Consider the following 20045-nt stretch of genomic DNA (forward strand, 5'->3'; position numbering starts at 1 on the left):
CTAGGATCGTGGAGTGCGAGACGGCAGCGACTCGCGCCCGCGGCATCGTCATACACGGTCCTGCACCTCGCCCGAGGGACGCTCGTTTGGCCCCGCGGTGCGCGACCCACCGACTTCCCACCAGAAGCCCCGAGAGAACATTGAGCAGAAGCAAGCCAAGTGTCCTGGTCGTCCTCCCCACTCTGGGCGACCGACTGGAATTCCTCGCCCAGACCCTCGCCTCCGTCCAAGCGCAGCGCTCAACGGTCGACCTGACGCTCGTCGTCGTGTCGCCACCCAGGGCGACACAGGCTCGCGAGCTAGCGAGCTCATACGGCGCCGTGCTCGTCGACGACCCTAAGCAGGGCATCTCGGCCGCCATCAATTGCGGGTTGCGCGCGCGCACCGATGAGCGTTACTACGCCTGGATCGGCGACGACGACCTCTTCCTGGACGGCGGCCTCGAACTCCTCCGCGATCTGCTGGAATCAGACGAGCGGGCCGTGGTCGCGTATGGCGGATGCGATTACATCGATTCCGCGGGCCGCACGGTGTGGACCAGCGCGGTGGGAAAGCTCGCCCGCTTCCTGCTCCCCTGGGGGCCCGACCTCATCCCGAACCCGTCTGCGATGATCCGATTCGACGCCCTAGAGGCGATCGGCGGCTTCGACGAATCGCTGCGCTTCGCCATGGACTTGGACGCTTTCCTGTCCCTGCGCAAGCACGGCCGCTTTGTCGCCACTCGAGTGCCCGTCTCGGCGTTTCGCTGGCATCCGGAGTCGCTGACGGTCTCCGACCGGTCCGGCTCGAGCAGCGAGTCCGAGGCGGTCAAACGACGCCACCTGCCTCGGTGGGTGCGTCCTCTGAGTCCGCTATGGGACGTGCCGGTGAGATTTGCGTCGCGTCGCGCTGCAAACAACGTGACGGCGACGGCCAAGGCTCTGGCGCATAAGAACCCCCCGGAGGCGTGACAGAAGCAGTGAGTTACGCTGGAGCGTTGCGTTCCGGCGGACGTTAGCTTTACCTGCCTCGAAACCAAGTCGAGCTCTGTCTCACGGAAGGTCTCAGTGTGCTCTGGCTGTCTTTGACTGCGGTGGCTGTCGTCACCGTGTTGCTCCTGCTCCTCATCGGCGTCCCGCTGGCGCGTCTCATCGGCCTGCGGGGCTTCACGTCGATCGCAGTCGGCCCCGCCTTCACCCTCACGATCATCTGCGGGGCGTCTCTCGTGCTCGCCTGGCTCGGCATCGCGTGGACGCCCCTCGGAGTCGTGGTCATAGCCTGCGTCGTCGGACTCGTCTTGGCCGGGGCCAGATCCCTGACCCGTCGATGGCGACCGGTGGTGGCGCCGAGTCCTGCCCGCCGATTCGACGCATGGCTGCTCACGGGCATCTTCGTCGCGGCCGCCCTGATCACCTGGCGCGTTGTCGCGGTGATCCAGGTGCCCGACAACATTTCGCAGACCTTCGATAATGTCTTCCATCTCAACGCGGTCCGCTGGGTCCTCGACACCGGCTCGGCCTCGGCACTCGAGATCGGCTACATGACTAATCCCGACGGACCGCCGGCCTTCTACCCGTCCGGATGGCACGGCCTCGTGGCGCTTGCCGCCCAGCTCACGGGCGCAGCGGTGCCCGTCGCGATCAACGGCGTCGTCCTGGCCATCTCCGCGTTCGTCTGGCCCGTCGGCATCCTGCTGCTCTGCCGCACGTTATTCGGCCGGTCCCCCGCGCTCTCGCTTGCCGCCGGCGTGGCGGCCGCCTCGGTTCCCCTGCCACTGCTGCTCATGGACTACGGCGTCCTCTATCCGTTCCAACTCGGAGTCGCGCTGCTGCCGGTCGCCCTGAGTATCACCGCTCGCCTGCTCCGGCTGCCCTCGGGGCCTGATCCCCTCGGTGCACTGTGGTGGAGTGTGGCGCTCGTCGGCGTGCTGCCGGGGATCGCGCTCGTGCACCCGGGTGCGCTCATGGCTTGGCTCGCGCTGTCGGCGCCGATGGCACTCGTGTTTGTCGTGACTCGGTGGCACAACGTCCCGTCACGTCGCGCGCGCACCACCCTGGTCGCGGCGACCGCGCTGTATCTGCTGATCGCCGCCGCGATGGTGTACGCGCTGCGCCCGCCCTCTGGCGCGCGCGGCTGGCAGCCCGAGGTGAGCGTAAACGACGCGATCGTGAAGATCCTGACTGCTGCGCCGTGGTATCCCCACGCGCCGATCGTCGTCGCGACCGCGGTCGTAGCCGGCATCGTCTGGGCGATTGTCGCACGAACGCGCGCCTCCGTCACGGCGCTCGGGATGTACGCGGTCGCAGGAATCCTGTTCGTCGTGGTCGCCGCGATCCCGTTCCCCGTCCGGGACCTGTTCACGGCGCCCTGGTACAACAACATCCCCCGCATCGCCGCCCTTCTGCTGGTAACGATGGTGCCGCTAGCGGCGTACGGCGCCACGGTGTCGTGGTACGCCTTCGCGCGCGCTCTGCGACGTCGCGGGGGCTCCTCCGCAGCCGTCCGCCTCGCCGGGATCGCCGCCGTGGTCGTGCTGGGGCTCCTCGCGCAGGCAGGACCGCTCTCGGCGATGCCCGAAGCTCAGCGCGTCGCCTCCGCATCCTTCGCCCTCACGGACGACTCGCCGCTGCTCAACAGCGACGAGGCCGGCCTCATCGCCCGGCTCGACGAGCATGTCCCCGCCGATGCCGTGATCGCCGGTAGCCCGTGGACGGGTACCTCCGTCGCGTACGCGCTCACCGGCCGCCACGTGCTCATGCCGCACATCCAGATGGAGATCTCGGACGCACTGGAGGCCGTGAACGACGATCTCAACGATGCGACTCCCGGATCGCCGGTGTGCGACGCAATCGCGGAGCTCAACGTGGGCTTCGTGCTCGATTTCGGATCGCGAGAGGTCCACGGCGCGAACCACGTGTTCCCCGGCCTCACCGATCTCGAGGACTCCGGAGCCGTCCGCCTCGTGGATCACGAGGGCGATGCACGATTGTACGAAGTGATCGGGTGCGCGCTGTGATGCGGCGCGAGGACGATCACCTCCCTCTAGGGTGTGTGGAGAATGACTGACTCGATCGAACCGACCCTCGTGATCGTTCCGGCATGGAACGAGGAGAAGAACGTCGGACACACCGTGGGCGAGATCCTCGCCGCTCGCCCGGGATATGACGTCGTCGTCATAGACGACGGATCGTCCGACCGCACGGCGGCCGTCGCGCGCGAAGCGGGAGCCACCGTGATCCAGCTGCCGTTCAACCTGGGCGTCGGCGGCGCGATGCGGACCGGCTTCACCTATGCGCAGCGCCACGCCTACCGTCGGGCGATCCAGGTGGACGCCGATGGGCAGCACAACCCCGCGGACATCGATGCCGTGCTAGGCGGTCTCACGCGCGCGGACATCTCGATCGGCGCGCGCTTCGCCGACGTCGGGGACTACGACGTGCGAGGTCCGAGGCGGTGGGCGATGATCGTCCTCGCCAAGACGCTCTCGCGCGTCGCCAAGACCCGCCTGACGGATGCCACGAGCGGCTTTCGCGCTGCTGGACCCCGTGCGATCGCGCAGTATGTGCAGTACTACCCGGCCGAGTACTTCGGCGACACCCTGGATTCCCTCGTGGCCGCCTGCCATTCGGGCCTGACAGTGACCCAGGTGCCGGTGGCGATGCGCGCCCGCATGCACGGCACGTCGACACAGGGGACCTGGGGGGCGATGGTTTACCTGCTGCGAGCGGTGTTCGCGCTGGGACTCGCTGTGATCCGGCCGCGTCGCGGTGCCCGCCCAGAACTGCCGGAGGAGCAGCAATCATGATCGTCATCCTGGGGGTCGGTCTGGCCCTGCTCATCTTGGCGATCGTGATCTGGATGCTGCTGACCCGCTCGTTGCAGGAGAAGTACGCGGTGATGTGGCTGATCATCGCGGTCGCCGTCCTACTCCTGGGGCTCTTCCCGCAGCTTCTGACCGCTTTGACGGACGTCCTCGGCGTTCAACTTCCGTCGAACCTGCTCTTCGCTCTCGCGATCGTGCTCCTCCTCGGCGTTGCCCTGCACCTGTCATGGGAGCTGTCGCAGGCGGAGAACGAGATCCGCCGGCTCGCCGAGGAAGCGGCGTTGGCAGGCACGGCGATCGAACGGCTTGAGCGCCGTGTCGCCGCCCTCGAAGCCGAGAACGCGCAGCGCCGGGCGCTCGAGGACGACTAACCGTGCTCGGCACCGTCTGGGTCGTCGTCACATCGTTCCGCCCGGACGACCTCGACGGCGTGGTGCGGGCCCTCGCAAGTCAGGTCGACGGGATCGTCGTCGTGGACGACGGGAGCGGCCCCACGGCCGCAGCACCTCTCGACCGAGCCCGCGAGCTCGGAGCGCACGTGATCGCTTTGCCCGATAATGTCGGCATAGCGGCGGCTCTCAACGCCGGAATCCGCCACGCGCTTGATTCGGGCGCCGACGCCGCGGCGACCTTCGATCAGGATTCCCATGTCGGCCCCGACTTCGTCGCCCGGCTCGTCGAACTCCACGACGACCTGCATTCTGACGGGATCACCCCTGGTCCGATCGTCCCGCAGTTCTTCGCGGACGTGAGCCAAGCGGCGCGCGCAGACTCCCAGGGACGGCTGCTCGCGGAGAACTCGATCCAATCGGGGATGCTCATCTCCCGGGCGCTCATCGAGCGGGTTGGCATGTTTCGCGAGGACTTCTTCATCGACCTGGTCGACACCGAGTACGAGCTGCGGTGCATCGATTCGGGCGTACCTGTGCGGGCTGTCTCGGGTCTCCGACTGGGGCACCGGCTAGGTGCCCGATATCGTCGCCGCGGACGGCTCCCCCTGCCGATCCCCCGGATCGTCACGTTGAGCTCACCCTTTCGCTATTACTACCGCATGCGAAATCGCATCCTGTTGGAGCGGGGCTATCGGCGGCGATTCCCGCTGCGCCTGCTCCGTGATGGACTCACCGATCGTCTCCACTTCATGATTGTGATCTCCCTCGCCCGCCCGCGACGCGACATGTGGGCGATCGTGCGTGCCGGCGCGCGCGCCGGTCGGCGTAGTGTCGGCGGCCGTGCACCGGACGAGATCCTACGCCGCGCGCAGCGCGTGCAGTGGGCCGCGGATCGCCTGGCCGACGACTGATCAGACGTCAGCCGGCGCACGCAGACGGCGATACTCGAGGATCGCCGCGGGTGTGAGAATCAGCAGCGCAGTGAACTCCGACGCGGCCACGCCGGTCGCGATGATGTTGGCCGAGCCCAGCTTTGCCCCCCAGAGCATAACGGTGAGACCAACGATCGCTGCGCCCGCGGTAGCTATGAGTACAATCCGGAATCGATCGGCCGGGATCAACAGATTCCGAATCAGCGGCGTCGCCAGGGAGATGCAGAAAAAGGCGATCCCGAAGAGAGCGCTGGGCACGGGCTGCGCCGCCACCTGCGCGCCGAAGACCAGACCAGTGACCCACGGACCGAGCACGGCGATCGCAGCACCTCCCACGACACCAAGGACCGCGTGGGCGGAGAGCGCGACGAGGTGCCGGCGACGCACGTCGCCGGAGTGCCGCTCGAGGACCCATGCCTGGAAGGCGTTTGCGATCGCGACCACCGCCAGGGTGCCGATGCGGTAGGCACGATCGGCGGAGGCGAAGGCACTGGCGTCCGCAGCGCTCAGCCCCGCGGTGGCAATCGGGATCGCTGTGGACCCGTACGCGTTGCCGGTCGCATCGATCGTGGCCGTCGGTACAAGCGAGCGCAGCACACGACGCACCGGACGGGGTAGATGGTCCGGATGCGAATGCTCGCTGATCGTGAGCCAGGCATGGACGCCGAACGCGGGAATCGTGAACACTAACAGCAGCGCGGGGTACCAGAGTACCTGGCCCGAGAATGCAAGGATGGGGAACGCGACAAGCGACGCGGCGAGCTTCGGAAGCGCGTCGAATAACATGACCCCACGGGGGTTGCCCTGGCCGATGCAGAACCACGCCGGGGTCAAGCCGCCCAACGTCATGGCAACTGCCACGGCCACCGATTCCAGCCGGTATGCGTCGCTGCATACCAGCCACGTGACGACGGCGACGACCGGCACGACGAACGCCGACAGGATGAGGCGGGACCTGACGCTCTCGCGGAGGATCGCGGCGCGTTCGTGCTCGGAGTTCGCGCGCGCTACCCGTACCGGACCGACCACCCCCCACCCGAACAGGATGCCGACCATGCCCAGGATTCCCACCGACTGGCCCGTGGAGAAGTTCGCCCATCCTGCCTCGCCGACGATCCGCGAAACAACGGGAAGTATGATGAAAGGAGCGAGCGCGGAGAGGATCGGTGCGCTGGTGAATCCCGCGAACCTGAGCATAAGCGACCGCACCGAAGCAAGTGTACGTGCCTTCCCGACACGTCCCACACCTGGAAGGTGACCACTCCCCGTGAACGAGCGTGTCAGCGTCTGCATGGCGACGTACAACGGTTCCGCCTATATCCGTGATCAGCTTCGGACGATTCTGGAGGAGCTCGCCCCAACCGACGAAGTGGTCATCGTCGATGACTCCAGCACCGACGACACCGTGTCGATCATCGTGGCCGTCGACGATCCACGCATCCGCCTGATCCAGCAGGAGTCCAACCAAGGGTATGTACGCACGTTCGAACGGGCGCTCAAGGAAGCCGAGGGGGACGTGCTGCTACTGTCCGACCAGGATGACGAGTGGATTCCCGGCCGACGAGACCTTCTCGTCCGTGCGGCGATGGGTTCCGGAATCGCCGCATCGAATCTCGTACTGCTCGAATCTGGCGAGTCCCTCAGATCGCCGCTTACCGGTAAGCCCTGGCGGCTGCAGGTGGAGGATTCGGGTCGGCGACTGCGCAACGAATTCCTCATCCTCATCGGCGACATCCCCTACTTCGGCTGCACGATGGCAGTGCGCAAGGACGTGCTGTCCCGCATCACACCGTTCCCGCCTTTTCTCACCGAATCGCACGATCTGTGGATTGCGACGGTCGCCAACCGTCACGGCCTGATGACCCACGTCTCGCCGCCGACTCTCCGTCGACGGGTGCACGCATCGAACGCGTCCACACCGAAGCCCCGCGCCCTATCGAAGGTGCTCCGTGCGCGATGGATGCTGTGGAAGGCCTATCTGGTCGCCAGCCGTCGCTAACCTGTCGGGATCGCCGGCGTGAACCCGTCACATTCATCACACTGGTCACATCTGCTTCCATCCGCCACAATGGGGGCGTGACATCGATCGGTTACCGCACCAGGGCTTTTCGCAGAACACTTGCGATCGTGGCCGTAGCAGCCGTGGTTTCGACGCTCGCCCTTTGGCCTGCGAAGTCGACCGCCGATGCGCGCCCGGCATCGGTAACCGACTCAGAGATCCGCTTCGCCGCGGACCTTTCGCAGTTCCGGCCGGGGCAGATCATCAGCGATGCCGTCTTCTTCGACTCCACCACAATGACGGAGGGCCAAATCCAGTCCTTCCTCGAGTCGAGGGTGGCGAGCTGCCGTGCGGGGTACACGTGTCTCAAGGACAAGTACGACACATCGCGGTCGATCGCAGGCGACGCGATGTGCGGCGCATACGTCGGTGGCGCGTCCGAGCGGGCGTCACGCATTATTTTCAAAGTCGCACAGGCCTGCGGGATCAATCCGCAGGTCATCCTCGTGACGCTGCAGAAGGAAAAGAGCCTGGTGACGAACCGGGAGCCGACTGCGGACCACTACAAGATCGCAATGGGACAGGGGTGTCCGGACACGGCAGGATGCGATTCGCGTTACTACGGGTTCTTCAACCAGGTGTACGGCGCCGCGTGGCAGTTCAAGCGCTACGCGAACCCGCCCGGCACCAGCCAGTACTTCACCTGGTATGCCCCGGGAAAGACCTGGAATGTGAGGTTCCACCCAAACACTGCCTGCGGGACGTCGCCGGTCTACATCGCGAACCAGGCGACGGCCAACCTCTACTACTACACGCCTTACCAGCCGAACGCTGCCGCGCTTCGGGCGGGCTATGGACTGGGCGACTCCTGCTCCGCCTACGGCAACCGCAACTTCTACAATTATTTCACCGACTGGTTCGGCAGCACGCTGACTCCCTACGGGCCTCTCGTGACCGGTCCGACTCGAGATCGCGCATACCTGCTCAACGCGGGGGTGAAGTTTCCGATCGGGTCGCCGACCGACTTGGAGGCGTTCGGTGCGGCACTCGGCGGACTAAGGACCGTCCCAGCGAGCTTCCTGGACAGCATGCCGACGGGTGCTACGGTCACCCGGTACGTGCACGACCCTCGCAACGGGACGCTCTACCTGCTTGAGGTGGATGGAACCAAGCACCGTTTCGCGACTCCCGAACAGGTGAGCCTGTTCGGATACACCTTCGACTCGTACGTCAACCTGGAGGCTCGCCTGGTCGACTCCTTCGCGACCGGCGGCGAGGTCGGACCCTTCTCGCGTGCGGCCGGCGGCGTCGGCGAGGTGTTCTATCTGGAAAACGGCGCGCTTCGCTACGTGTACGACACACCGGCGTACGCGTACGCTGCCCGAGGAAAGAGCAACTACATCGCGACGATGGATGCTCTCCCACACTCGCGCATTCCCCGTGGCGCGACCTTCTTCACGCCGAACACGCTTGTCAAGGGCAGTTCTTCGGGGGATGTACTCCTGACAACCCCGACGAGCAGTGTGGTCCGCATCCCCAGCTTCGCGCTCGCGGCCGAGTTCGGCGCTACCAGCTACAAGGTCGTCGCCGATTCGATGCTCGCCAAGAGCGTCCGCACGACCGACTCCCTCGCGCCGGTGATCCTCTGCGACACCCAGCAGTTCGTCGCCGCGAACGGTGCGATCCGCCCTCTCACCGGGTCGACAACGGGATTGGCGGTGGCGCGCCTCGCCGCGGCAGACTGCGGGGCGCTCACAAAGGGACCACCGGTGGAAGCACCGCTGTTCGTTCAGGCCACGACGGGCCAGGACGTCTACGCCGTCATCGAAGGAAGGCTTCGTCACGTCCATGGCTACTCCCAGCTCATGTCGTTGAACGGGGCTCGTCCGCTCGTCGTCCTCCGCTGGGGAGCCGACATGATGAGGACCCAGAGTTTCGGCGCACCTCTGTTGTTCGAGGGTGAGTTCATCAAGTTCGACGGTCGCGGTGAGGTGTACCGATACTCGAGTGACGCGCTCCATCACGTCGCCGACTACCCGAGCCTCGTCGCGCTCGGGGGCGGGAAGCTACCCGCGATCGCGGTCGTGGCGGCGGACTACTCCCAGTCTTATGCGTACGGCGATTCGATCGCCAACGTCCCGCCAGTCACCGAGGGGATGTTCGTTCGGTTCGCGGGGAGCGGTGAGATACACCGATTCCTCGATGGCCGCCTGCATCACGTCACCGACTACACAACTCTCGTCTATCTGGGCGGCGGAAGCGAACCGCCGATCATCATCGTTCCCGCCCTCGTGAGTTCCGCTTACCCGGTAGGTGCACCCATCAGCGGCGTGCCATCGCAGGCAGATGGCACCTTCATACAGTTCGCCGGTCGGCCCGAGGTCTACGTCGTGAGCAAGAACGAGCTCCACCACGTCCAGAGCCTCAATACGCTGCTCTCCCTCGGTGGCAACCGGATCCCCCCGATTCGTCAGCTGCCGCTGGACGACCGGGCGTCGTGGCGATTCGGCGCGCCGCTCTAACCGGCCCGTGCGGCGCTGTCCGGCGTGATCTCTAGGAGGTGATGTCCACGAGAAGCCGCGAAAGATGTCTACTGCCAGGCGTTCTTGGCTCTCAGCAAGCGTCGGATACAATTATCGCTTGTGCTCGCCGACAGTCGGCGTTGCCGTGCCAACCTGAGGTCTTAACGAGTGTCCCAGTATCGCGAGCGCGTGAGCGTCGTCATCCGTACGAAGAATCGCGAGCGACTGTTCGCTCGTGCCCTGGACGACGTCCTCGCACAGGAGTTCACTGAATGGCACCTCATCGTCGTCAACGACGGCGGCGCCTCGGCACCGATCGACACCGTGCTGGCGGACCGCGAGCGCGCTCTGAATGGGCGTGCCGAAGTCATCCACGTCGATGGAGGCACAGGCTCGATGGAGGCAGCCGCCAACCTGGGCGCGCAGCGAGCGCGGGGCGAGTTCGTCATCATCCACGATGACGACGACACCTGGGCGCCGCAGTTCCTCCGGGTGATGGTCAAGGCGCTCGATGCTGATCCCGATGCGGTGGCCGCCGCCGCGCGCACTGAGATCATCTTCGAGCGCATCGATGGCGATCGTTCGATCGAACTGGGTCGGGCTCCGTTCGTGCCGCCGGGTGAGATGGTGACGATCTACGACCTGCTCCAGACGAATCGCGTGGTGCCGATCGGCCTTCTCGTTCGCCGTCGCGTCTACGACGAGATCGGCTGGTATGACCCAGCACTCAAGGCGGTCGGAGACTGGGAGTTCAACCTTCGCCTCGTCCGCCACGGTCACGTCCCCTTGGTCGGCGAGGAGCCGCTCGCCTACTGGCACCAGCGACCGCACGCAACGGGCGCGGCATCCAACAGCGTCTTCGGTGAGAGTCTCGACCACATGCAGTTCGATCGACTCGTACGCGACAGGGCTATCAAGGAGTACGTCGATCGCAACGGCATCGGCGGCCTCCTCTACCTCTCGAAGTACATCGAGGAGACGGTGCGGCACTACTCACTGCAGCAGACCATCCGCCGTGCGATGAGCCGGTTGGGCGGCAATATTCGCTTCCGCCGTCGCTGATAGACGCGCCAACATCATCGCTCCACAGGAAAGGTCCCTCAGCGTGTCTAAACGCGTCGCCGCGGTCATCGTCACCTTCAATCGGCTTGAGAAGCTCAAGACCGTGCTCGACTCGGTCCGCGATCAGACCACTCCGCCCGAGTGGATCGTCGTGGTCGACAACGCGTCGAACGACGGCACCGCGGGCTATCTCGCCAGCTTGGACGATCCGACGCTGGACGTCACCCGCCTCGAGGAGAACACCGGCGGCGCCGGCGGCTTCGCGACCGGGATGAAGCGTGCCTACGATCTCGGCGCCGAACTCTTCTGGCTCATGGACGACGACTGCTACCCGGAACCGGAGGCGCTGAGCCATCTGGTCAGCGGTCACAGCGAGGCGATGGAAGCTATGCCCGGCGGAGTGCCGTTCGCCTGCTCGCTGGTGTACTTCGACCACGACGAGCTAGCAGAGATGAACATCGCCGCCCCCGATTGGAAGTGGGCACGCCTTTGGGCGCAGGGGCAGCGCGCCGTCCTCGTGCAGACGTGCTCGTTCGTCTCCGCGCTGTACTCACGCGAGACGGTCGAGCGGATCGGGCTGCCGCTGCGTGATTACTTCATCTGGTTTGATGACGCCGCCTATGCGCGCATGGCGGGCGTGGGTATCGGTCCGGGTGTATGCATCCTCGACAGCAAGGTAATCCACGATACGCCGACGAACGTCGCCGGCGACTTCTCCAAGGTCGACGAACAGAACATCTGGAAGTTCGCCTACGGTGCACGCAACGAAGGCTCATACCATTTGCACCACGAGTCGCTGTTGTCGTATGTCCGATTCTTCCTCCGCGTGCAGATACTCATGCATCGAGGCCGCGTCGCATGGCGCCTGCGTCGGCGGATCACCGGTCGACTGTTGGCCTCAATCGGCTTCAATCCGCAGGCGGAACGCGTCGCGCCGGTCCCTGCCGAAGTGCGCTGATCTTACGACCGCCTGATACTCAGTGCCGACCCATCTGCCCCTCACCGGGCACCAACCGCAGCCCGGAGGGACTCATGCGCCGCGATACAAGTGACGCCGCCGTGCTTGAAGAGCCTGGGCGGAGCCGCGGGCTCACCGACGTCTTCTCGCATCGGCACCTGCTCGCGTTGATCGTCCGCAAGGAGATCCAGATCCGCTACCGCGGATCGATCTTCGGCTGGCTTTGGTCGTATGTGAAGCCGCTCGTGCAATTCCTGGTGTTCTACGTTGCGCTGGGCGTCTTCCTAGCGCTCAACAAGAGCATCGACTTCTATGCGATCTACATCCTTGCTGGCATCACCATCGTTACGTTCTTCAACGAGGCCTTCTCCAACGGAACGCGCTCGCTCACAGACAACGCTGCCCTCATCAAAAAGATCTACCTGCCGCGGGAGATGTTCCCCATAGCGAGCATGCTCGTGGCGCTCGTGAACACCGTTCCGCAGATCATCGTCGTCATCGCAATCGCGTTGTTCTTCGGCTGGGCGCCGACGATCCTTCAGGTCGCGGCACTGCTGCTCGCGCTCCTCATCGTGGCCATGCTGGCGACCGGCCTAGGCATGCTCTTCGGCGCCGTGAACGTGACGTTCCGCGACGCTCAGAGCTTCGTGGAGATCATCGTCATGTGCGCCGTGTGGGCGTCGCCCGTGATGTACCAGTGGGAGATGGTGGCGTCGAAGGTGCCGGAGTGGCTCTTCGCGCTCTACCGCCTGAACCCGCTTACGCCGGCGGTGGAGCTCTTCCACTACGGAATCTGGTTCCCCCTCGATCCGCGCGGCGCCCAGCCGCTCCCCAATCTCTGGACCTATTCCGCGTGGGCGCTCGTGATTGCGCTCCTGATCTTGGTGTTCGGCCAGTTCGTATTCCGCCGCTTGGAGGGTCGCTTTGCCCAGGATCTCTGACACCACGTTGCCTCGCATCGTCGTGGACGCGGTCCACAAAGACTTCAAGCTACGCCACACACACTCGATCAAAGAGACTTTCGTCGCCGCGGTTAAGCGCAAGCCACTGACCACCGATTTCCACGCTCTCGACGGAGTCAGCTTCGAAATCGGCGAGGGAGAGTCCGTCGCACTGCTCGGTTTCAACGGGTCGGGCAAGTCCACGATGCTCAAGCTCATCTCCGGCGTGCTCACTCCCGACCAGGGCAGGGTACTGACCCGCGGCCGCGTGGCGGGGCTCATTGAGGTCGGCGCAGGCTTCCACCCCGACTTGTCTGGGCGCGAGAACATCTACCTGAACGCGGCCATTCTTGGGATGACGAAGAAGGAGACCGACGACCGGTACGAACAGATCGTCGAGTTCAGCGAGATCGAACAGTTCATTGATACTGAGGTCAAGCACTACTCGTCAGGAATGTTCCTCCGGCTCGCGTTCTCGGTGGCTATCCATACCGAGGTCGACATTCTGCTCATCGACGAGATCCTTTCTGTCGGTGATGAGCCCTTCCAGAAGAAGTGCCTGGCACGCATCCGGCAGCTGCATGATCAAGGCAAGACGCTGGTTGTCGTCAGTCATGATCTCGACATGGTGGCGTCGCTCTGCGAACGCGGTATCCTCCTCCGTGGCGGCAAGATCGCGTTCGACGGCGCCAGCGACGAGGCCGTGGGCAAGATGCGCGCCTGATTGGAGGAAAGCGCGTCTCCGCACGAACCCTCTCTACTCAACTCCGGATAATCTCGTGTGATGGCCACCTGGAACCCAGCAACGAGGGCCCGAAACCTCGTCACGCGACTACGGCGGCTGAGCGACGGTGTTGTCGCCATCCGCAGCGACTTGGACGGGCTGAGATCAGAGATCGATGCCCTACACGCAGAAGAGCACGAGACTCGTGAGCTCTTGGCCCAGATGGGCGCCGAGATACGTGCCGAGGTGCGTGCCGAGCTCGTCGCCGAAAGCAGCCTTGTGCGCGCCGCCGCAGATCGTGCCGCTCGCCGTGGGACTCTCCAGCGCGGGACGGTCCGTGTGGTCTTCCTTGTTCACAACAAGGACGCCTGGGACTCGATCGGCGAGGTGATCCAGATCATGCGGGCCAGCAGCGACTTCGAACCGGTTGTGGTCACGATCCCGCATCACTACGGAGGAGGAGATGAGTCTCGGGGTGAGGGTCGTATTCATCGATTCCTGGCCGAACGGGGAGTTCCGCATCTGCGCCTGCGCAACGATGAGCAAACGTGGGCACGCGAGTTGCTGCTGGCTCTCGACCCCGACGTGGTGTTCCGTCAATCCCAGTGGGACTCAGATGTGGACTCTGCCTTTTCTGCCGAGAACCTGGCGTGGGCGCGGTTGGCGTTGATCCCGTACGAGACGATGAATCCGACGAAGAACGTGCCATGGGACCATCCACCGGTGAACAGCGCACTCGACCAGCACTGGCATCGGGCGGCGTGGTTGGTATTCGTCGCAAACGAGGATGTCGTCGAGATCGCCCGAACAGACACATTGACGGGTGGCAGCCAGTATCGAGCAGTAGGGCATCCCAAGGCTGACGCGCTTCGCAAGATGGCGCCATTTTGGCCATCTCCAGAGGTTCCTGCAAAGCGGCGGCGAGTCCTGTGGTCGGCGCACCACTCGATCCTCGACGGGTGGAACGACTTCGGCATGTTCCCTCAGGTGAAAGACGACATGCTGCGCTGGGCAAGCGAAGATCTCGGAACCGAGTTCGTCTTCACCCACCACCCATACTTGCGAGGCACACTTCGGCGCCCCGAGAGCCCCCTCAAGTCCGCTGACTTCAAAGACTGGCTTGCCATGTGGCGAGCTCTCCCCAATACGGTCTACTGGCGCGGCGAGTACGCCCCGGTTCTTGCGGCGACGGACTTGCTGGTCACCGACGGACCCAGCATGATCACGGAGTCCCAGGTGCTGACGGTTCCCACGCTGTTCCTGGAGCGTGACGAGCATGTGGAGTTCAATCGCGTGGGTGAACGGATAGTCTCCGGAGTCCACCGCGTCCCGGACGTGGCCGCGGCCCGTGCCATCGCTGAGCTCATTTCTGAGAAGGGTGATCCTCTGGCAAGCACCCAGCGGGAGAACATTCGGAGGCTCTTCGGCGAACCAGGTGCCGCACAGCGGATCGTAGACACGATACTCGCGGAAGCGCAGATGGAGACGAGCGGCCTGAGATGAAAAACCCCGCTACAGCTCGGCGTGGAGCATCCACACCTTGTCGGCGGCCTCGCGCCAGGAGAATGCCCGTCCCCGATCCCCCGCGAGCACACCCAGCCGCTCCGCCGCGGCGGTCGAGCCGAGCGACGCCGCCAGCGCCGCACCGAGCCCGTCGACGACGCTCGACGCGTCGCTGCCCGTGATGAGGACCCCGCCTTCGACGACGACCTCGGCGTGCACGGCGGACGACGCCGCGATCACCGGCACACCGAGCGTCAGGGCGTCGACGACGCGCCAGGGGAACGCCCCACGCCGGGATGGCGCGACGAGCGCCACCGCGGCGCCGAACACGGCGGCGCGATCCTCCGCCGACAGCACCCCGCGCACGTGCATGCGCCGTTCGGGCAGGCCGGCCGCCGAGGCCAGCTCAACGACCGCCGGCTCGTGGCCTTCCTCGACGTCGATGACCACGACGGGCAGGTCGACGCGGGATGCCGCGACCGCGGCGAGTCCGGCATCCAGCCCCTCCGAAGCCAACGGGCCACCCGCCAGCAGCACGAAGCCCTCGGGCAGCCCCAGCTCGCGACGGCGGCCGACCTCGTCGACAGGCACCGAGAACCCCGACGGGGAGGCACCGGCGATCACCCGGAGCCGGTCACCCAAGGGGGCGATCTCGAGCAGCCGGGCGGCCAGCGAGTGGGTGGGCACCACGACGGCGTCCGCGTGCTTGACGGCGCGCTTCAGCATCGCCTTGTGCCACGCGACGACGGCACGCGGCAGCTCGGCGGGCGACTCCCACGGACGCAGATCCCATACCGTGACGACCGTCTGGTCGTTGTCGTGCAGGCGATCGTGCCGCACGAGCGGCGCGAACAGCGACGGCGAGTGGATCATGCCGCCGCCGATGCCGGTGCCCACGCCCAGTTGCAGGGCCGCGGAGAGTTCGCGGCGCTGCAGTGCGGTGCGACGCACGCCGGCCAACCCCGGCACCGCCGCCAACGCGTCATCCGCTCCCCCGGCGGGGGCGATGGCCTCGACCTCGCAGCCGGACGGCGCCGCGATCACCAGGGCCCGTGCGAGCTCGCGTGACGCCTCGGCGAGCTCGGGCTCGGTCGGTGCGACGAGCTGATCCAGCACGACGCGCAGCGTGGCGACCATGAGTCAGCCCTCGGGCGTCGGGGTCGGCGGGTGGAGCGTCGTCTGCATGAGCTCGGCGATGTACGCGTAGTCGGGGTCGAACTCGTCGATGCCCTCCGCCGGTGTCAGTTCGATCGTCTGGACCGGCTGCTCCTTGGCCTTCAGTCCGAGGTCCACGAGCGTCGGGATGAACGACTGCGGCAGATCGGTCTTGATGAGGTCGGCACCCGCCGCGGCCACATCCTGGAATCGCGTCAGCACGACATCGGGGGTGAACTGCGCCAGGATCGCCTCCTGCAGTTCCCGCTGGCGCCGCATGCGGTCGAAGTCGCTCGTCGTGTACCGCGAGCGCGCGTACCACTGCGCCGTGTCGCCGTCCATGTGCTGCTGCCCGGGCTCGATCCAGCCGATGGCCCAGCTGTCGACATCGTGCGGGTCGACCCCGTCGGGCGGACCGCCCTTGGGAAGGCGCTCGACCACATTGATGTCGACACCACCCAGTGCGTCCACGAGCGATGCGAAACCGTGCATGTCGACGAACACGTAATAGGGGATCTTGATCCCGAGGATGCCTTCGGCGGCGTCCTTGGTCGCCTCGATGCCGGGCTCCGAGCCGTTCGCCTCGGCATCCGGATACAGGTCGGCGCCGTTCTGACACACCTCGACCTCGGTGCGCAGCTGATTGATGCCACTCCCCCAGCCGCAGTTTGGGTCGGCGTGACCTTCGTGGCCGTCGGGGTAGCGTTCCTGCATCGGGCCTTCGGCGAACGGGAAGTGCGGCATATCGCGAGGGATGCCGGTGATCGTCGTCGCGCCCGTCTCAGCGTTGACCGACACGACCGAGATGCTGTCGAACCGCATCGAGTCGCGACCCTCTCCGCTGTCGGCGCCCAGCAGCAGGATGTTGTAGTACCCGTCGTCCGGCGCCACCGTGGGACCGCTGGCCCCGAAGATGGTGCTGATGGTGGCTCGGGTGGTTCCGACGTACTCGGCCGCCTTGGCGGCGGTGCCACCGGCCACCACCATGAGCGCGACGGCGACGATCGCGATGGCGAACCGCGCCCAGGGTCCCGTCTTGACCAGGCGCACGAGGCGCAGCGTGTCGATGCTCAACACGATCCACAGCACCGCGTAGCCGATCAGCAGCGCCTGGGCGATCAGCAGCGGGAGGGGCCGGAGCAGGGCCAGCCAGTCGGGCAGCCACGCGCTCGTCACGATGCTCAGTCCGGCGGTCGGCGCGAGCAGCGCGAACAGCACCGCGATCACGAGCAGCACCCACATCACGAGCGTCGCACCGATGCCGAACCGGCCGAGCCGGCGATTGCCGGCGAGCACCTGGGCCGACCCGGGGATCAGGAAGTTCAGCGCGACCAGCCACCAACCGCGGCGGGTCATGACAGCGCGGGACGCGGCATCCGGATACCGTATCGGGCGCTCTTCGACCACACTCGACCGGGTCGGACGAGCCTTCACGCTCGGTGGGCTCATGACGCTCACAGCGACTCCTTGAGCCGCCGGTTCTTCTGCTCGACCTGCGCTTCGAGGTCGCGGGCGTAGGCCTCGATGCGGTCAGCGACGGCCGGGTCCGAGGCGCCGAGGATCCGCGCGGCGAGAAGCCCGCCGTTCTTGGCGCCGTTGATCGAGACGGTGGCGACCGGGATGCCGGCGGGCATCTGCACGATGCTCAGCAGCGAGTCCATCCCGTCCAGGGTGGCCAGCTGCACGGGGACGCCGATGACCGGCAACGCGGTGAGGGAGGCCAGCATGCCGGGAAGATGGGCCGCTCCGCCCGCGCCGGCGATGATCGCGCGCAGACCGCGGGACCGGGCCTCACGCCCGTAGCGCAGGAGCTTGTCGGGAGTGCGATGCGCCGAGACGACCTCGACCTCGTGCGCGATTCCGAAGTCGGTGAGTGCCTGCGAGGCGTCGCTCATGACGCGCCAGTCGGAATCGGAGCCCATCACGACGCCGACGAGCGGCGCCTCCGAGGAATGGAGGGGCCGCGGATCAGCAGGGGGCGCAGTCACTCGTCAAGGGTAGGGGCGAAGGCTGGAAGATGCCCGCAACGGCGCGGACCCTTCGACAAGCTCGGACCGGTGGGACAGCCCATCGACACTGCGATCCTCGGCGCCGAGCCTGTCGAGGCGTCGCTGACGTTCAGTCCAGGAAGAAGGATGCCGCTGCCCGCGCCCGGTACGCCACGTCGTCGAGGTCGTCGCCGATGACGTTGACGTGACCGACCTTGCGTCCGGGGCGGGGCGCCTTGCCGTACGTGTGCACCTTCGCCTGCGGATGCTCCGCCATCGCTGCGGGGAAGCGCTCGTCGAGCGAGTCCTCCGTCGGCCCGCCCAGGATGTTCACCATGACGGACCACTCCGCGACCGGTTCCGTCTCGCCGAGCGGCAGATCCAGCACGGCGCGCAGGTGCTGCTCGAACTGGCTTGTCACCGCGCCGTCCTGGCTCCAGTGACCGCTGTTATGCGGGCGCATCGCCAGCTCGTTCACCAGCAGACGCTCGTCGGTGGTCTCGAAGAGTTCGACCGCCAGCATCCCGGTCACGCCGAGGCCCTCGGCGATCGACACGCCGATGCCGGACGCGACCTCCTGCAGCCGCCCGCTGGAGTGCGGAGCGGGCGCGATCACCTCGGCGCAGACACCACCGCGCTGCACCGTCTCGACGACCGGGTACGCCCTCATCCCCCCGGAAGGCCGCCGCGCGACCTGCTGGGCGAGCTCGCGCGTGAAGGCGACGAGCTCCTCGACGAGGAGCGCACCGCCGTGGGCGTCTTCGGCGAGCGTCGCGAACCAGTCCTCGGCCTCGGTGCCGGCCGACACCACGCGCACGCCCTTGCCGTCGTACCCGCCGCGCGGCGTCTTGACGACCGCGTGGCCACCGTGGTCGTCGATGAAGGCCTGCAGCTCCTCGGTGTTCGTGACCGCCGCCCAGTCGGGCTGCGGCATCCCGAGCTCCTGCAGGCGGGCGCGCATGACCAGCTTGTCCTGCGCGAACCTCAGCGCGTCGGGGCCGGGGTGAACGGCGACGCCCTCGGCGACGAGGGCCGCCAGGACGTCCTGCGGCACGTGCTCGTGGTCGAAGGTCACGACATCGACATCGCGCGCGAACGCGAGCACGGTCGCCGCATCGCGGTAGTCGCCGACGGCGGTGGCGGCGAGGGATGCCGACATCCCCTCGTCTTCGGCGAGCACGCGCAGCTCGACACCGAGCTCGACCGCCGGCGCGATCATCATGCGGGCCAGCTGGCCTCCTCCGACGACTCCGACTCGCAGCGCCATGCACTCTCCCTCTCGCCTCAAGACCCCTCCATCATCCCGCACTGCGGGGTGATGGACGAGCCGGGGTCAGGCCTGTGGGAGCGGCGGCCGGGGCGGAACGGCCGGCGGCTGGCCGGGCGGGAGCGGCTGCGCGTCGCGGTGGGCGAGGATCTGATTCACCTCGACCTGGTCGACAAGGGCCTCGTGCACGAGATCGGCGCTCGGGATGTTGGCGAGCCGCAGCGGCTCATCGACCCCGTTGCTGAGGGTGATCGTGCCGGCGCCCCACATGCGCTGCAGCACGCCGCGATGCACTTTGAGGGTGTACCCCCGCACGTGCGCCAGCTCCCGGCGCTTCGCGGCGAAGATGCCTCGACGCTCCATCACACGCCGCGTCGTGATCGTGTAGACGTGCCCGGCCCAGGCCAGGTACGGAACGAGCACGAGCAGCAGCACCACCGCGGCGGCCGCGGCCACCAGCATCCAGTTCTCGAACGGCGCGGGGAGGTTGCCGTAGAAGTATCCGCAGGCGCCGGCGACCGCGATGAGCACCAGCGCCGACCAGGCGAGCCGCCGGGCGTGCGGGCGGAAGCGCGCGACGAGAAGCTCCGGCGTGGGTGCACCGGGGGCCGGCGTGAGCGGTCTGCCGCCGTAGCTCGTCGGCTGCGTCATGCACCCATTGTGCGGCGAGCCGCCGACAGTTCGGGGTGCACCCGCCGTTTTCCGTCATCCGCGGTCGCGCAAAGGCCCCGTTGGACAGGGGTTTGGGGCGCGTCGCGCACGCTCGGGGCGGACGCGGTGCGCCCCGAATGCTCACGATG

The 20045-nt window shown here is 66.5% G+C and carries 18 protein-coding genes; 12 read left to right on the plus strand and 6 right to left on the minus strand.

The window, feature by feature from the left end; genetic code table 11:
- The first annotated feature begins 8 nt into the window (after positions 1–8).
- From NCG93_RS11090 to NCG93_RS11110, 5 genes are all read left to right on the plus strand, one after another.
- Complete coding sequence (locus NCG93_RS11090) at positions 9–950, plus strand: glycosyltransferase (protein WP_252787518.1); 942 nt, start codon at positions 9–11, stop codon at positions 948–950.
- 122 nt (positions 951–1072) lie between these two features.
- Positions 1073–2995: a DUF6541 family protein gene (locus NCG93_RS11095; RefSeq protein ID WP_252787519.1), complete on the plus strand. Its 1923-nt coding sequence runs from the start codon at positions 1073–1075 to the stop codon at positions 2993–2995.
- Positions 2996–3037: 42 nt separating this feature from the next.
- Positions 3038–3784 carry a glycosyltransferase family 2 protein gene (locus NCG93_RS11100; protein ID WP_194414116.1) on the plus strand — a complete coding sequence of 249 codons (747 nt, stop codon included), beginning with the start codon at positions 3038–3040 and terminating at the stop codon, positions 3782–3784.
- Positions 3781–4173, plus strand: coding sequence for a DUF2304 domain-containing protein (locus NCG93_RS11105; RefSeq protein ID WP_194414117.1), 393 nt, complete (start codon positions 3781–3783; stop codon positions 4171–4173). Before NCG93_RS11100 ends, NCG93_RS11105 begins: the two co-directional genes overlap by 4 nt.
- Positions 4174–4175: 2 nt before the next feature.
- On the plus strand, positions 4176–5105 hold the full coding sequence (locus tag NCG93_RS11110; protein ID WP_194414118.1) for a glycosyltransferase: 930 nt from the start codon (positions 4176–4178) through the stop codon (positions 5103–5105).
- Here the strand turns inward: NCG93_RS11110 and NCG93_RS11115 are convergent, their stop codons facing one another.
- Positions 5106–6335 carry a lipopolysaccharide biosynthesis protein gene (locus tag NCG93_RS11115; RefSeq protein ID WP_194414119.1) on the minus strand — a complete coding sequence of 410 codons (1230 nt, stop codon included), beginning with the start codon at positions 6333–6335 and terminating at the stop codon, positions 5106–5108.
- Between the two features lie 58 nt (positions 6336–6393).
- Between NCG93_RS11115 and NCG93_RS11120 the strand changes: the two genes are divergently transcribed.
- From NCG93_RS11120 to NCG93_RS11150, 7 genes are all read left to right on the plus strand, one after another.
- Positions 6394–7125: a glycosyltransferase gene (locus tag NCG93_RS11120; protein ID WP_252787520.1), complete on the plus strand. Its 732-nt coding sequence runs from the start codon at positions 6394–6396 to the stop codon at positions 7123–7125.
- 77 nt (positions 7126–7202) lie between these two features.
- Positions 7203–9647, plus strand: a complete 2445-nt coding sequence (locus NCG93_RS11125; protein ID WP_194414120.1) for a hypothetical protein — start codon at positions 7203–7205, stop codon at positions 9645–9647.
- Between the two features lie 189 nt (positions 9648–9836).
- A complete protein-coding gene (locus tag NCG93_RS11130) occupies positions 9837–10709 on the plus strand; it encodes a glycosyltransferase family 2 protein (RefSeq protein ID WP_194414121.1) in 873 nt (290 codons plus the stop codon).
- A 43-nt stretch (positions 10710–10752) separates the two neighbouring features.
- Positions 10753–11667 carry a glycosyltransferase gene (locus tag NCG93_RS11135; RefSeq protein ID WP_194414122.1) on the plus strand — a complete coding sequence of 305 codons (915 nt, stop codon included), beginning with the start codon at positions 10753–10755 and terminating at the stop codon, positions 11665–11667.
- Between the two features lie 74 nt (positions 11668–11741).
- The gene (locus tag NCG93_RS11140) at positions 11742–12608 is read left to right on the plus strand and encodes an ABC transporter permease (protein WP_194414123.1); all 867 of its coding nucleotides are present in this window, start codon (positions 11742–11744) and stop codon (positions 12606–12608) included.
- 16 nt (positions 12609–12624) lie between these two features.
- Entirely contained in the window at positions 12625–13332 is a 708-nt protein-coding gene (locus NCG93_RS11145) for an ABC transporter ATP-binding protein (protein WP_372495983.1), read from the plus strand.
- 60 nt (positions 13333–13392) lie between these two features.
- Positions 13393–14835 carry a hypothetical protein gene (locus NCG93_RS11150; protein WP_194414125.1) on the plus strand — a complete coding sequence of 481 codons (1443 nt, stop codon included), beginning with the start codon at positions 13393–13395 and terminating at the stop codon, positions 14833–14835.
- Between the two features lie 9 nt (positions 14836–14844).
- On the opposite strand, the gene NCG93_RS11155 is transcribed toward NCG93_RS11150, so the two are convergent.
- From NCG93_RS11155 to NCG93_RS11175, 5 genes are all read right to left on the minus strand, one after another.
- Positions 14845–15972: a glycosyltransferase gene (locus NCG93_RS11155; RefSeq protein WP_194414126.1), complete on the minus strand. Its 1128-nt coding sequence runs from the start codon at positions 15970–15972 to the stop codon at positions 14845–14847.
- A gap of 3 nt (positions 15973–15975) precedes the next feature.
- Complete coding sequence (locus tag NCG93_RS11160; RefSeq protein WP_252787521.1) at positions 15976–17448, minus strand: LCP family protein; 1473 nt, start codon at positions 17446–17448, stop codon at positions 15976–15978.
- On the minus strand, positions 17445–17912 hold the full coding sequence (gene purE / locus NCG93_RS11165; protein ID WP_194414930.1) for a 5-(carboxyamino)imidazole ribonucleotide mutase: 468 nt from the start codon (positions 17910–17912) through the stop codon (positions 17445–17447). The genes NCG93_RS11160 and purE overlap by 4 nt, the downstream gene beginning before the upstream one ends.
- 196 nt (positions 17913–18108) lie before the next feature.
- On the minus strand, positions 18109–19245 hold the full coding sequence (locus NCG93_RS11170) for a 5-(carboxyamino)imidazole ribonucleotide synthase (RefSeq protein WP_194414127.1): 1137 nt from the start codon (positions 19243–19245) through the stop codon (positions 18109–18111).
- Positions 19246–19311: 66 nt separating this feature from the next.
- The gene (locus tag NCG93_RS11175; protein ID WP_194414128.1) at positions 19312–19896 is read right to left on the minus strand and encodes a PH domain-containing protein; all 585 of its coding nucleotides are present in this window, start codon (positions 19894–19896) and stop codon (positions 19312–19314) included.
- Positions 19897–20045 lie beyond the last annotated feature (149 nt).

It is taken from the genome of Microbacterium yannicii (genome assembly GCF_024055635.1).
Lineage (GTDB): Bacteria > Actinomycetota > Actinomycetes > Actinomycetales > Microbacteriaceae > Microbacterium > Microbacterium yannicii.